Below are 15,600 nucleotides of genomic sequence, written 5' to 3'. Positions count from 1 at the left end.
GAAAATGATGCTACCTGTAGAGGTAGGGGTCTTAAACCCTTTGATTTACGATAAAATTTTAAATACTTTCAGCTTCCGATGTATATGCTCACCTAAAACCCTTTTCACTTTCCGGAAAGTGACACAAGAGGGTTAATTAGCAAAGTATGAATTGCCAAAGGAGCGAAACTGATGAGTTCATTTGTGCTTTGTTTTCAAGATATTGATAAAACAAAACTCAAGCTTATTGGGGGTAAAGGTGCGAACCTGGGGGAACTTTCCAAGATTGAAGGAATCCGCGTACCGGATGGCTTCTGCGTTTCTACTGAAGCCTTTAAAAGAATCATTGGGAAAACATCGTCGATTAACGAATTACTCGAGCAGTTATCGCTTTTAAAGGTGGAAGACAGACATAAAATCGGTGAACTTAGCGGTGAGATTCGCTCTTTCATCGAAGGGATAGCCATTCCTCAAGACATTAATGAAGCGATCGCCCGTCTCCTCTCCAAGCTTGATGAAAAAAATGCCTATGCAGTACGATCCAGCGCAACCGCAGAGGATTTACCAACGGCCTCTTTTGCAGGCCAGCAGGATACATATTTGAACATTATCGGCAAGGAGGCAATCTATCAGCATATCAGCAAGTGCTGGGCATCGCTATTTACCGAGAGGGCAGTAATTTACCGCCTTCAAAACGGCTTCGACCAGCGTAAAGTCCACCTGTCTGTGGTTGTTCAGAAGATGGTATTTCCGCAGGTGGCAGGAATTTTGTTTACTGCCGATCCCGTCACTTCTAATAGGAAGGTGTTATCCATTGATGCCAGCTTCGGACTTGGTGAGGCCATAGTTTCCGGCCTTGTGAATACTGATATCTATAAAGTGTGTAACGGCAAGGTTATCGATAAGAAGATATCCACCAAGAAACTGGCTATTTACGCTTTAAAAGATGGCGGTACGAAAGAACAGGAGATTGAACCTGAGAGACAGAACAAGCAAGCGCTGACGGATGAGCAGATTTTACAGCTTGAGCGCATGGGCAGAAAGATCGAAGAACATTTCGGTCGCCCCCAGGACATCGAATGGTGTTTAGTTGATGATAAATTTTATATTGTCCAGAGCCGGCCAATCACTACTTTATACCCGATCCCGGAAGCGAGCGATCGGGAAAATCACGTCTATGTATCTGTCGGTCATCAACAAATGATGACTGACCCCATCAAACCATTGGGATTGTCTTTATTCCAGTTAACAGCTGCTCGACCCATGTATAAAGCTGGTGGAAGGTTGTTTGTTGATATCACACCTGATCTGGCTTCACCTGTTAGAAGAGAATTTATAGTAGATGTCTTGGGAAAATCCGATCCGCTCATAAAAGACGCACTTATGACCATCATAGAGCGAGAAGATTTTATAAAATCGTTACCAAATGATAAAAAAGAACTGAGTCCTGGTAAAAGCAATAAAGGTATATCGTCTGCGGATTTTCAAACACAAATCGAATACGATCCGACAATCGTTCCCGATCTGATTAAGAGTAGTCAAAAATCGATAGACGATTTAAAACATAACATCCAAACGAAATCAGGATCGGATCTAATTGATTTTATTCTGGAAGATATCCAGCAATTAAAGAAGAGTTTATTTGATCCACAAAGTTTTGGTGTGATTATGACTGCTATGAATGCTTCATCATGGATCAATGAAAAAATGAAGGAATGGTTAGGTGAGAAAAATGCAGCAGACATACTTTCTCAATCTGCGCCAAACAATATTACTTCGTCTATGGGTCTAGCGTTATTGGATGTCGCAGATGTGATTCGTCCTTATCCTGAAGTAATTGATTATTTACAACATGTAAAAGATGATAACTTTTTGGATGAACTAGTTAAGTTTAATGGTGGAAAGGAAACCCAAGACGCTATCTATGCTTATCTCAACAAATATGGAATGCGATGTGCCGGAGAAATCGATATTACTAAAACTCGTTGGAGTGAAAAACCAACTACACTTGTCCCCATGATTCTCAGTAACATCAAAAACTTTGAGCCTAATGCCAGCAATCGGAAATTTGAGCAAGGGCAACAGTCAGCTTTGAAAAAAGAACAAGAGTTATTAGATCGATTGAAGCAATTACCGGATGGTGAACAAAAGGCCGAAGAGACAAAACGAATGATCAGTCTGATCCGGAATTTCATCGGTTATCGTGAATATCCAAAATACGGCATAGTTAATCGCTACTTCGTTTATAAGAAAGCTTTACTGAAAGAAGCCGAACAACTCGTACAAGCGGGCGTTATTCATGAAAAAGAAGATATATACTATCTCACTTTTGAAGAACTTCGTGAAGTCGTATGCACAAATAAACTTGATTACCAGATTATCAGCGAACGAAAAGACGAGTACAAATTATATGAAAAACTAACTCCCCCACGTGTTATCACCTCTGACGGTGAAATCATTGCAGGTGAGTACAAACGAGAAAATCTCCCAGCCGAAGCCATTATAGGTCTACCTGTTTCTTCGGGAGTTATAGAGGGACGAGCACGTGTCATCTTAAACATGGAAGATGCCAATCTAGAAGATGGAGATATATTAGTCACCTCCTTTACTGACCCTAGCTGGACACCATTGTTTGTATCCATCAAAGGTCTAGTGACCGAAGTTGGTGGACTGATGACACATGGAGCAGTTATCGCACGTGAATATGGCTTACCAGCAGTTGTCGGAGTGGAGAATGCTACCAAGCTGATCAAAGACGGACACAGAATCCGGGTGAATGGAACAGAAGGGTATGTAGAAATCCTATATTAAAGCCAAAATTTCAAAATTGGATTTTAAATCAATACCTTTGCTAATTTACGACGGTTCAACGCCCATAGAAACGGGATGAAAATTGATAAGTAGAGGTAGGAAAGAATAAGTGAAATTTACCATTTTTCCCCATTCGTGCAACAACGCCTTCATACAGGCGATCGCTCGATATCTACAGCGATCGCCAATGAAGTACCAAATCATTCAGCAAACCCTAATTAGGGTTTGCTGAAAAAGTCTTTTCGTGAGGGCTAAGAGGCAGGAGGCAGGAGGGGAGTTACAAACTACCTCTAAATCTCTTCAATCCGTTGATTTCGTCTATTATCAAGTTTTTACATGAATAATACTAACCCAGTCTCCTCCTTCTGACCCATTTCCACTAAACCGTTCAGGGACACCAGGCCAAATATTGTTGGCATCCAATGCCTGAATCTTGCTAACTGTTAATTTATTGTTATCCTTGGTAAGGATGTAAACTTTACCTCCATCGACTAAGCGCCATTTTAAATTTTCTTTTTCTGTAACCAAAATAATATTTTGAGAAAGCAAAATTTCCTTTAATTGAAACTGCTGACGTAATGCATCAGTAATAATCCCTTTATTTAAATCTCCTGAAAAATTTAAATTTTCTTCTTCAAATAATGGTTCTTCATTCAGAATCCAGTCACCATGCAATAGTACAGTAAACTGATATATATTGCTTTGGTTAAAAACGGCTTTTTGTGACCAATCATCAGGTGTAATTAATCGAACAGCTTCAGTATAGCCGTTATTTTGATTTGTCAAAGGTTCAACTTCTGTAATTAGATTGACATTACTATCTAATACATCAGTGCCAATTGCCCAACGGATAGATTTTGATTCAACTTTTTTAACTTGAACTGGTTCAACCTTCATGGGCAATATATAAAATACTTCACCTCTAAATACATTGTCTGTATGAGCTAAAACAGATACGCTACTCTTATGTAAGCTATCAATCCGTACTGGCTTTTGAAACTGAATTACTATACCTAGTTTCGTAAATAAATCTTTCAACTTCTGAGATTTTAAATTAAATAATTGATCGTCTGGTATATTACTAGAATTTTCCTCTTCTTTTCCAAGAGTCGCTTCCAAAACTTGATCGTGATGCCAGCTAGCATTGATTATGCAGTTGAATTCTTTAATTGTTTGTGTAGGATTTTGCTTAGTATCAACTGGCGCTGTAGAATTAGCTTTTGTGCTAACAGGTACTGTCGTAGAATCTTTACTACTAATCTTTCTTCGGCAATCATGAACTATTACTTTATCAGGATTACCTAAAATTACTGCTAGAGGTGCATAATAATGAGCTATACCATGCGGTGGTTGAGGTTGAGGCTCTAATTTTCCTTCTTTATTTTTTCGTTTAGGCCATTCTACATTGCCTGTAGCTGTCCGCACAGGAATTAACCAATAATCACCGACTTGATAAAAGTTATTTTGAGTATCTGCTGGAAATTGAATCTCAATTCCATCCTCAAGCGGAAACCATTTATTATTCACCTCAGATAAATTTACCTTGACTTCTCCAGAGTCCCAACGGCGTAATAGAGGGTGCTTTTCTGGAAGCAATGTGTTGCTTTTGCTATCTCCTGAGAGAATTACTTGATTCTCAATGCGATCTATTTGTTCAAGTTTTAGTAATTGGCGATCGCTATTTCCCAATACATAATCATCATCGATGATTTCCACCCAATCACCTGCTGATAAACTAGAATTTTTGTCCTTGCCTAAATGTTCTAGCTTGAATACAAGGACTGAGGAATTGTTCTCAGTAGATGTCACAATCGGAAAAACAATTGAGCTATTTTCGCGTGACCAAACAAATGATAGTTGATTATTATTATTAGCAGGGGAAACTCTAAAAATTTCTGCCCGATAAAGATGGTTTTCAGCACCACGAAATTTGGAATTAAACGGAATTACACATGGATCGTTCATGCCTGTAGAACTAGGCTTTGTAATTCTGGCAATAAGTTCGCCTTTTCCCGGCTTCAATAATTCTTGACCTAACACACTCTGAAAATAATCGCTATCCTTGGTAACTTGCTTGGCAACCGTTTCAATATCTTGATTATCTTTTAATTGTTTCAGCTTGACTTGCCAAACTAACTTAGATCGAGTTGCAGTATCCGCTCCCCCTAAAGCAACTTCACGAATATTAATTTTGCGATCGTCACGATCTTCAATCGGGGTTATATGTCGTTCCCAAACATCAAGATAAGCAAGATATGTGGCTCCATTTAATTGCACTTTACAAGGATCTACAACTTCCCGCGCAAAATCTGGCTGGTGAAAATAAGATACAAATTCCTCATTTTCACAAAGTATGCCATCTACATAATAGTTGCCTTTGCCAATTAAATACTTTTCAGATTGGAGCAGTTGCTTTAATTTCTGTTTTTCTTGCTCATTGATATTATTAATATTATTAATCTGCTCCTCAGTGGCAATAAATTCAAAACCACAATTCTGTTCTGGCCCACCTTGTAGTCCAAATACATCTTTGGCTAAAGTTTGCAGACGATTCAATAAAATCGATGTTTGTTCGTTAAAGTCTGCATCTAATTGCACTCGACCTTGTTGCATTAATACCCGCAAGAAATGCTTGCTCTTGTCGTAGGTATCACGAGTAAAATCGCCTCTAAATTCTCCTTGCATAAAATCCTCTTTAGCTAGTGTAAATAATGCCAATTTCAGTATTAGCAGGTGTATATTCGTCTAGACGGATGCGTAAGTTAGCCTCTTTTTGAGACTGATATAAATTATGAAAAGCACCCATTTCTGATTCATCATCAGCACCACGTTTGATTTCCTCAGCACAGGTTGAGGCTAACTGACAGTAAGTAGGTGTGCCATAGCGTGTACTGTTGAATTGAGGTTGTACGCGATTAGGGAAAAGTTGTTCCGCGTCTATCAGTTCTGTTTTTTGTCTAACCATCTGCTCGACTAAATCCGGTTGACAATTATATCGACGTGGTGTGCGTGAGTTGGGCATCACATAGCAGAAACGGATACAACCTTGTTGGCGACGAGCAACGAATATAATGCCGTTAAAAATACTGTTTTCTGCTAAATCAATTGCATGTACTTGAATCTGACCAATGACTGTACAACGTGCAATAGTCAACCGCACATGGGCTATAGAATAACCCACTGCACCGATCGCTTCACCTTCTATACTGATAGCATCTATAATGCTATCGCTAATATTTATGGGTAAAGGGTCAGCCTCTAGCTCATCTTGGTTAACCTGAATGGAGCCAATAATACTGTGTGCGATCGCTACACATCCATTGATATTAAATAACTCCAAACTTGGCTCGCTAGAACGTCTGGGTTCGCAGTCACAATGTAATGACCAACCAGGTACTAATGTAGAATGACGGATAATAATCGCAACTGGTTTTTGCACAATAGAATCAGTGAGATTACCTTCTATATGCACTCCCCGACCAGTAATCAATAAACCATCGAGAACAAAGCAACTTCCTGACTCGACTGTAACATTTAAAGCATCACCTAAAGAAGTTCTCCAATCGAGAATGCGTATCACTGGACGCTTGTGGTTAGCTGCGCGTAATTGCAGACTTTGATTTTTCTCCAGTTCAATATTAATTCGTTCTACATAAACACCACTATCAATAATTTCAATTACAGCATTATGGGGTTTATCTCGCTGCCACTGTGAGATTGCTTCAGTAATAGTTTGATAATACCCTCGTGAAGTTTGACTGACGCTGTAATGAGCATAATGCTTTCTGATTTGAGATGGAAAAGCTTCTTCTAATAGCAACCGATTACAGCGAATCAGTTCTTTCCCTTGGAGATTTTGCTGAACCAAACGTTTAGTTTTGGCACTCAAGGTGATAGATGCAAAACGTTGTTTATTATAAAGGCTTTCACCTAAAAGTAGTTGATTTAGCTCTGGGAGTAAAGCTGCAATTAAAGCCGGTTCGGGAGGAGGACTGGTGTAGGCATCCAAAAGCCTTTGGGTATTACTGGAAAATTGCGATCGCAAAAACTCAGATAATGCAGAAGCATCTTGCTGAGAGTTAAAAATTGCTGGCTCTTGAATATCACCAACATCAAGTAAAAAATGTGCCGTAGAATCTAACAAAGTTCGGTCATATTCGCCACCACCAATATCAGCACTGAAACCATAATGATAAGAAACCCAAACACCATTTTTTGGTAACTGGCGAATCGGAAAAATCATTCGCCCTAATTCTGGGTCAACTGCTATGTAGTCTTGCTCTGGTTGATAATTCCAATCGCTAAGATTGGTAATAATAATTTGCTCTGGAGAGATTGGATGCTGTTTTAAACCAACACCTTTCCAAATTTGCAAACTTTTGGTAAATTCTTCGGGATTTGGGTTTGAATCAAAATAATCGCTTTTGTGAGATTGCAAAACTTGCCGTTGAATGGGAATAGGTAAATTTAATTCACAATCAATTTTGGTTGCATCTTTTGCTAATTGGGGACGAGTGTAAAGCGGAGTGTCGTTACCCGTAATACTAAATGTATAACAGTTAGAACTAACTTCTTCCAAACAAAAAGCTGGCGTGAAAGTCATGGAATAAGCTTTTAATCGCCAAACAAAAATACCAATATTTGGAGTATTATACTTTCCCGGTTGATCTTGTGAGGAAATCTTGTGGATATCTACTGTATGAGCTAATTCATCGAATGGGCTATTTAACTTTGCAACTTCATCCACCTGACGCAGATTTACTGTTGTTGAAATTGACGAATGTAGGTGATTAATATGCTGTGTTTTACTAACTAGCCGATCAAATTCTATAACTCGTACCGGCCAGCCAGCGACTTTATCAGCCAGCAATTCCAACAAAGCTAGCGTCCCCTTGCGCCGTCGATAGCGAATAGTATTTGCTACTTCCCGACGGGGATTTAAAATCTTGTTATCTTGCTGTTTTGTACCAGAACCGCGAACGCTTTGATAACCAATTAAATCACCAATGTATGGTACTACCCAATCTTGGCAAGTTTCAATAAACCAGTTTTCATAAAGTTGAGTAATATCTGTTTCAACAATATCTACTTGTTCGGCAATGACACGTAATAAATCCCGTAGAGGATAGCCAAGTTCTGCATCGCGTATGCGGTAAACGGCTGGCAACAGTTCATAAAGACGGTCTGGGGAATTGCTCATGATTTCAACTCCTTTAGAATTAGTGTATCTGGCACTTTCGGGCTGAGAATAGCTAATTGAGCCGGAAAAAGTTGGTTTGTTGTTGAATCAAAAACAGCCAAGTTTACAGGAATCCATTGTTTTGGTTGTCCATTTCCACCAGTGCTGCCTACTTTTGCCAGTTCTTTAAGTTTGGTATTTAAAATGTCTGGATTTTGGGCTTCAGTTTCGGAAACGCTATCTAAAATATCTACATCCACGTAGTCTACGCCAGGTACTTGTTGAATCGTGCTGATAACTCCACTGAGGACAATATCTTCTCCTAGTTCCTGATTTTCAAAGCTAAATTTATCAAACAAAGCAGTGCGAATTTCTAATGCTACAGATGACCATTGATAATTTGCTAAAATTCGCACATTGGCGCTGATAATTAACAGCATTAGTTCCCGCATATCTATTTTTAGTGACTGATATGGGTCGCCAAACTGGTATAATGCTTGTACGAAACTACGATATAAATCTGAATTTCTATCAATATGGATATCATCAGCCCCAGCGATGGTAATATGCAGAATTTGATCCGAACCATTTGAAAGACGTTGAGCATTTGATTTGCCAATTCCAGTAAAGGTACGGGCAAAATTGGCATAATCCTGTACGGAAACTGCACGGTTGAGAGATGTTATGCTAACGGGTGCATTGCGGCGTATTTCATAATCGCTTTCTGGGTCTGCGCCTCCTGTTGCTGCTATTGGGTTGAGTACGCCACTCAAACCTAGAGGTTGCATTGCTAGCTGGTTAATTTTTTCTGCTGCAACGTTACCACTTTTGCCAGTGCCAGTGCGGTAGATTGCTTTGACATTTTCAATCCCACTAGGCAATCTAGCTCCATGTTCACCATTGCCAAAGATAATAGTTGTATTGCCATCACTATCAGTGTGGGTGATATAGGCGCGGTCTGTTGGACTTAAGTCAATCAAATTTTCTACTTTTTGCCAACGGACATCATTAACATATACTTCTAAGGTTAAGGTGCTAGCAACGCCACTAGGGATAGGTGCTGGTAGATAGGTAAGGGGCGATAGTGATAGAGTAAATTGTTGATTTGCTTTAGTACCATCACCACTGCCCAGTATTTCAGTATGAGTCTCGCCATGAGTGGCTTTGACTACGTTGCCATAGATAGTAACAGTCTCTCGTTTGTAAGAATAAGCTAAAGGTCTAGCAAATTTCAGGAATGTATGGGGTTTGTCATTGGATAAATTCGCACATATATCTTGTCTCACCCCGGCCAGCATGACAACTTCGCTAGCCCACACATCATCGACATCGGATATATCACTGCGTTCGCCAGAGATAATTAACCAACGTCCCGGTTGGAGATTTTCGTAGAGGTTGTCTAGTTCAATTTCCATCTGGTCAGATATATAATTTTGATCGCTTGGTGCATCTTTTAGGTCAACTGGTTTTTCCACCAAATTCAAATCTTCACTCTTGAGATACACTGTGGTTTTACGCATGACATCTAAAGATATATCCTGTTCTTTTAACCAAGGTTTATCTAAAGTTAGTTGGGTAATTCTTCCTACTATGCTATAGGCAATTTTAGAGACATTTTCAACTTTTATTACTTGATAAACCTCAATTTTATTAACATCCACCCGTTCAATCGCTAGGCGACTCCCAGGTGTAATTTCATCATATTGGGCATCTAAGGCTAAGATATTTCGTAATTCAGATGGTAGTGTGCTAGAGGAGCTTGATGTTGCCTCATTTACATCTGCAATTTGCCATTCTTCGTATTTTTCAATTCGCCCTTGCTGGTCAAAAATCGGCTTCAAAGCTACGTCGTGTCCGAAAGGTGCAGCTTTGATTCCTAAAACCTCAATTCGATTTAATTGATTAGTAGAATTAACTTGATTACTGGTTAAAATTTGATATATTGCTGTGTTTGAAGCAGGATTTAAAGTATTATTAATTAACCGAAAATTCATATCAATATTTTCGGGATCGAAGATTTGTTGTTTTGTCCGCTCCAGTTCTAGAGCATTCGCAGGTTGTAAGGATGGCAGTTTAATTAATTGTTTTATTCTTTGTTCTATTGTATTTACTGAATCTTTATTAGTTAATTTTTGTGTAACTTTTGCTGGTAATTGTAATGTAACTTTTGTCCGGTTTTCATCTGGTTGAGGCTCAATAATTTGAACTTTGTGAATGACTTGTTTAGCATCACCAAAGATCAGTAAAAGTGGATCGTTAGGTTTGAGATTCGCATTTATACCATCTAAATAAAGCTGATCAATTTCAGTAACGGTTGTTGAATTAACTTGTTGCGGTTGACTCATCCGGGGCTTAAGTTGATTCAACTGGGCATAAGCTCGCAGTTTTTCGGATGTTTCAAAAAATTCCGGCGATTCGTCAGAATCAGGTATACTCTGGCTACTCAAACCAACAGGAATTTCCAAATTGTAACCATCTTCTAGGGTAAAAGCTAAATAAACGCTGGCGCTGACACCGGGACTATGTGCATAGTCTACTAATCGAGCTAATTCTACTAAAGAACGTCGCTCGATCGCAGTGCGTAAGTAACCTTCATTGGCTATGCGTTCCTGATAAAATGTTAGAACGTCTGCGACAGTAGCCCAAGCATCTAGTAGAGCTAAAGACGTGTCTTGAGGATCACGGGTTTTTAAATGTTTGAGTGAGGGAAATTTGCTATCACCCAGACGCGCTTTCATTGTCTCGTAAAAGCTAGCATGAGTTCCAACTCGATAAGCTAGGGTATACAAACCAGGTTGATTAACTACCGATGTGGGAGTGAGAATTTCGACACCTTCACAGCAACCACAGCTAGAGCGATCGCTTGATTTATAGTTATGACAGTTACAGCTACAACTTAATTTCATCTACCACCTCGCAAATCGAGTGTAAATTTACCGTTTTCAGGGAAGTTTGGGTTGTTGTCGAGTCGGGCAATTTCCGAAGAACCAATGGGTAAAAAACCTGCTTCAATCTCCTGATTGGAATTTGCAAAAAGACGTTCTAACTTAGTTATAGAGACACTTTCAACGCCTGGAATAGTAGAAGCGATCGCTACAATCTGACTTAATGCAATTCCTTGCCCAAAAGTCAAGTTATCGGGATGGAAAAAACCACGCCGACCATCAGGTAAAATGCGGTTACTGAAAATATCCAGCAAAGCAGCTTTGATATGACCGCGTAAATAGTCAGATTTGACATTAACTCTCATCGCTATATTTAAACAAACGTAGGCTGCTTGTTGAACGATGACATCATGACCAATGCGACGATATTTTTTGAGGTCTGTGGTAATATTTTGCAGTAATTTGCGATCTACCGTTTCTTTGTTGAAGGGATCTACTGTAACCCAGACTTCATACCCACTACCTGTCCAGCGTAAGACGGCGGTGGCTTGTTGCACTTTTGTCGGGAAATGTTGCATTACTAATTCTGCATAATCATCAGGAGTAATAGCACGCTCTAATTTTTCATGAGATAGATGTGGTGCATATAATTTCACCTGAGATAGAGGTTCGGGTGCTGTCCCACCGATAGCGGGGAAAGGCTGGTGTGGCTGCAATGTCGAACCACTATTGAAAACATCATGAAAAACGATATAAGAAATCGCTTCAGCACTAATATTACCTGCAAGTCCATTACCGACTCGATAGGTTGCGTGAAAGTTAGTATTGGCTGCTGGTTTAATTCCTAATTCACCATCTCCAAAACGCAAATGAGCTTGTCCATCGTTGTCCATTTCTACAACAAAATGTCGATCTTCGTTGTTGCTGTCTATGAGGTCGTATTGGGGAGTCCAAGTAGAGTGATTTCCAGTACTCCTAAGTTGGATTTGCGGTAATGCTTGCTGGGGGTCTTGAATTAGGAGACTCTTAGCATCTTGGGTGAGGTTTTTTGTGGACAGAGGTTGACTGAAAATTAAAGGCGTTTTTTGCAAGGTAGGACGAAAGCGATCGCCAACTACTAAAATTTCTCTAGGTTCGCCTTCCTCTTCGCACTCGTGAATTATCTCTTTTCCCGGTACAGTTCCTAAATCTTCCTCCCGTTCAATAGTCCGTCCATGATCGACTAGAATCACATTGCCTCTGGCAACACTAATATCAACTAGCTGACAATCTGGTGGTACTATTGCCGAAATACAAAGAGGAAAAGTCAATGCGTCTTCTTCTCCCCACTCAATTTCTACAATTGGCTGATTGTAAAGTTCGTCTACACTTGCCTTGACATTTATCAAGCGTACTGCATGGCGATTTTTCATCGCCGCATCTTCGGAGATACCTGTTTTCGGGCTTCTAATTTCTTCAAAAATTAGGATGTCACCAATTTTCAGATGCAATTTTCGCTGATGTTCAAGTTGGGAAGAGGAATTTGCCTTCTCTGGTTGTGTGGGTATAAATTCATCCACTAATGTAGCGGTTGTAGAACCAGGAGGAAGACAGCATGAAGCATCGCCCCAAGTATAAAATAGGATTTTGTTATGAGCGTTGTAGAGATGAATCGGTAAGGACGTTAGCGGTTCAAAAACTTCATAACTGTTAGGAGGAACATCATCTAGGTGGCGAATATCTTCTAGGATAGTGCCAAGGGGAGGCGCGTTTTTATAATTAGTAATAAAGTAGAAATTTTTTGTTTCCAGGGAAGTATCAATACTTGTCTCCAGCCACAACCAAGTACGTGCATTACAACCTTCATGCATGGGATAATCGATCAGGCGGGCATGACGGCGGACAGAAATCCGTTGACGGGCAGTTTCTAGATAAGCTTCGGTGGCTACAGCGTCCTGATAGTAGCTGAGATAATCGCCAACATAAGCGAGAACTTCTACTAAAGTAATTCCTAAATCGGGAACGTGACGTTCTTCCCAATCCGGCATGACTAGGGAGAGGCGATCTAAAATTAAGTGACGAAAACTCGCATAATCTTTCGCCAAATAGTTGATAGCTGGTTCAACTAATTGTGTTGGCGGACGAGTTTGCTGTTCCAAGCAATCCATGTCAGTGTTACATATCCCATCTCGGAATTTAAATTCTACTTGGGAGTAGCGCGGGTCAAAATTGGGATATGGTTGCTTTGTGGGTTTGCCCTGTTCATTTAATGACACCAAGCGCAAAGTATACACAGAGAAATCGCCAGTTTGGTCAAGATTAACTGTTAAGTAACCTTCACAATTTTGGGGACTTTCTACCTGTAAACTAGTCACATGAAGATGGCGGATGCGCTGGCCGCCTTCAATACACAGATTTTCTTTTTTTAGGTTTTCTGGAATTGAACCTAAAAAGTAGACATATAGCGATGCTCCAAAGGAGCCGCTACGCGATCGCAAATCATCGCTAACTTCTACATAATCTAGCCCGTTTTTTCTTTGCCTACGAATTTCTTGGCGGCGCTGTTCGTTTTGAAAAGTAAGGGTGTGGCTGTTCATGGTACAGTCGTCCTAAAACTAGCTGTTTGTGTCTCCCCAGAACTCTGCACAAAATACTCCACTACTATATAAAGGCTGGAATCAACACTTGTTACTTGCAAAGCTTGCAGATCGATTAAATCACCCAACCATTGCTCAATAGATGCTTGAATACTAATTTCCATAGCTGTTGCTAGTTCCGCGCTATTGGGTGCAAAAATCAAAGACAATACACCACTACCAAAATCTGGGCGGTTGACTCGTTCGCCAGGAGTAGTAAACAGTAGTTGTTCAATTAAGTCGCGGATATGTTGATTTTCATCGCTGGTGCTGGCAGTGTGATGATATCTATCAAAGTGGAAGGGAAAATCGATGTTGATGACATTCCTCTGCCTGGGAAGATTTACGAGATATTCTGGCATTAAGTCACCTCCAAATCAAAGTTATTAATCGATACCTTCTTACCATTCAGATTCACAGTGGCATTGCTTCCGTTGTTGATTTCAATTCCCGAACTATTCATCACAATTGTCATAGTTTGCTTCCCAATCTTGGCTTCAATAGTTATGCTTTGCTTACCTTGTTTATCATTGATTTCAATCTTACCAATATCGGTTTTAAGTACCTTAGTTTCTGGGTCATAAGGATTAGCTGGTACTATATTTGGAACCTTTTCATCTGCCCAAAAGCAGCCACTCCAAATTGGGTAATCTGGATCTCCGTTTTCAAACTCCATCCACACTAAAGCACCTTTGGGTGGAATCAAGAATAACCCAACTCCTTGACCTGCATAGGGAACGCAAGGCAATGCCCAACCGCTAGGATCATTGCCAAAAATTTCTTCCACTTTTGCCTGTACGCGACCGAGCTTCCACGGGTCATTATTGTCAAATACTACGCCTCGGTATTTGCCGTAAAAAGAAAGTCTTTGTTGATTAATACTTCCACAAATATCAAGTTTTGATTGGTTCATACTTTTAACATTTGAATTGTTGCTCCTTGTCCTTCACGTTTCAAAGTAAAACTTTGTTTATATTCACCACGTTTGATGCGATGCGTTACCTGTTTGACGTAATAATAACCGCCGTAAGTTTTTCCCACACCCCGCACTCCCACCAATTGACGCACTTCTAAGACATAACCGTAGCGAACAGTATCTACTTCCCCAGAAGCAGTTACAGCATTTTCCTGGGAACGGCTAGCCAATAATTCGGTTTCCTTTTGCGCTAGGATTTTTTCGAGTTTATTGGTGCAACGTAGTATCTCTGTTCGTAATGATTTAGCCGGCTTGTTAGCTAAAGCTTGACCGGGCGATTTAGGAACCTTAATCGAAATTGATGCTCCACTCTTTTCATCGCTAATTGATGCTTCTGGTTTAATAGATTCTAGAGCGTTAAAATTGAAACTTATCGATGAATCTACATTAGTAAACGCCCCCATATTCATTGACAATGCTGGTTGATAAGGAGTAACTTTCTTTTTTTCCTCACCCCAATAAGCAATATTTTTACCAGGAGTTTTATCGGGCTTGATTTCAAAAATAAAACTATTACGTTGAGCTAGTTTCTGAATAAACTGTAAGTCTGTACTCTGCTGAGTGGTAATTTGTTCTTCTTTTTTGAATGAAAAATCTTTAGTAGTATCTTCTACATCTAACGTCAGCCCATATTTAACTTTGTATTTATTTAAAATTTGCTTAACAATTTTAGAATCAGATAAGTTGAGGTAAGTTTCATTTTTATCTTCCAGATCAAGCATCAGACTAACATCTTCACCAGTAACTATTAATCTTGATTCCCCTGGTTGATTACTCGGTGCAATTTGATGATCGGTAATAATGCCGTCAATTAATATAGGGCTTTGAATACTGCGGCTTACACCGACTTTGACATTAACTATAACTTGAATAACAATTCGATTGGGAGGATTCAAAAGACCTTTTCGGATTAACCAATAATCTGAGAAATTTTTTAATTCTTTACTCAAGCTAAAGGTCATTTGAAAGCCACTGCGATCGCGGTCTTGCTGAGTCACTTCTAAGTCTATCAGCGCGTCTATTACTTCATAAGGCGCGGGTTTTGGTATGGTGCTACCAATCATGAGTTTTAGGCGAATATCTGAGTCGGGCATAATACTAATTCGTAATTCGTAATTCGTAATTAATCAAAAATTGGCTATTGGTGGTTTACGA

Annotated in this window: 9 protein-coding genes; 1 reads left to right on the top strand and 8 read right to left on the bottom strand. The window is 39.7% G+C overall.

What is annotated here, in order from left to right; all coding sequences use genetic code 11:
- Positions 1-171 precede the first annotated feature (171 nt).
- Positions 172-2,790: a phosphoenolpyruvate synthase gene (gene ppsA, locus HWQ37_RS20445; protein ID WP_292750278.1), complete on the top strand. Its 2,619-nt coding sequence runs from the start codon at positions 172-174 to the stop codon at positions 2,788-2,790.
- Positions 2,791-2,835: 45 nt separating this feature from the next.
- Here the strand turns inward: ppsA and HWQ37_RS20440 are convergent, their stop codons facing one another.
- From HWQ37_RS20440 to HWQ37_RS20405, 8 genes are all read right to left on the bottom strand, one after another.
- A complete protein-coding gene (locus HWQ37_RS20440) occupies positions 2,836-2,994 on the bottom strand; it encodes a hypothetical protein (RefSeq protein ID WP_292750276.1) in 159 nt (52 codons plus the stop codon).
- 120 nt (positions 2,995-3,114) lie between these two features.
- Positions 3,115-5,508 (bottom strand): DUF6519 domain-containing protein, encoded by a 2,394-nt coding sequence (locus tag HWQ37_RS20435; protein ID WP_292750274.1) that lies wholly within the window; start codon positions 5,506-5,508, stop codon positions 3,115-3,117.
- A complete protein-coding gene (locus tag HWQ37_RS20430; protein ID WP_292750272.1) occupies positions 5,486-7,990 on the bottom strand; it encodes a hypothetical protein in 2,505 nt (834 codons plus the stop codon). The genes HWQ37_RS20435 and HWQ37_RS20430 overlap by 23 nt, the downstream gene beginning before the upstream one ends.
- Positions 7,987-10,875, bottom strand: a complete 2,889-nt coding sequence (locus HWQ37_RS20425; RefSeq protein ID WP_292750270.1) for a putative baseplate assembly protein — start codon at positions 10,873-10,875, stop codon at positions 7,987-7,989. Before HWQ37_RS20425 ends, HWQ37_RS20430 begins: the two co-directional genes overlap by 4 nt.
- Complete coding sequence (locus HWQ37_RS20420) at positions 10,872-13,430, bottom strand: baseplate J/gp47 family protein (RefSeq protein ID WP_292750268.1); 2,559 nt, start codon at positions 13,428-13,430, stop codon at positions 10,872-10,874. Before HWQ37_RS20420 ends, HWQ37_RS20425 begins: the two co-directional genes overlap by 4 nt.
- On the bottom strand, positions 13,427-13,831 hold the full coding sequence (locus tag HWQ37_RS20415) for a GPW/gp25 family protein (protein ID WP_292750266.1): 405 nt from the start codon (positions 13,829-13,831) through the stop codon (positions 13,427-13,429). Before HWQ37_RS20415 ends, HWQ37_RS20420 begins: the two co-directional genes overlap by 4 nt.
- Positions 13,831-14,382: a phage baseplate assembly protein V gene (locus tag HWQ37_RS20410; RefSeq protein WP_292750264.1), complete on the bottom strand. Its 552-nt coding sequence runs from the start codon at positions 14,380-14,382 to the stop codon at positions 13,831-13,833. The genes HWQ37_RS20415 and HWQ37_RS20410 overlap by 1 nt, the downstream gene beginning before the upstream one ends.
- Positions 14,379-15,539: a phage late control D family protein gene (locus tag HWQ37_RS20405; protein ID WP_292750262.1), complete on the bottom strand. Its 1,161-nt coding sequence runs from the start codon at positions 15,537-15,539 to the stop codon at positions 14,379-14,381. Before HWQ37_RS20405 ends, HWQ37_RS20410 begins: the two co-directional genes overlap by 4 nt.
- Positions 15,540-15,600 lie beyond the last annotated feature (61 nt).

It is taken from the genome of Nostoc sp. NMS4 (genome assembly GCF_017115095.1).
Classification (GTDB): Bacteria; Cyanobacteriota; Cyanobacteriia; order Cyanobacteriales; family Nostocaceae; genus Nostoc.
The sequence above is the reverse complement of the archived record's forward strand: the minus strand, read 5'-3'. Positions and strand labels throughout refer to the sequence as shown.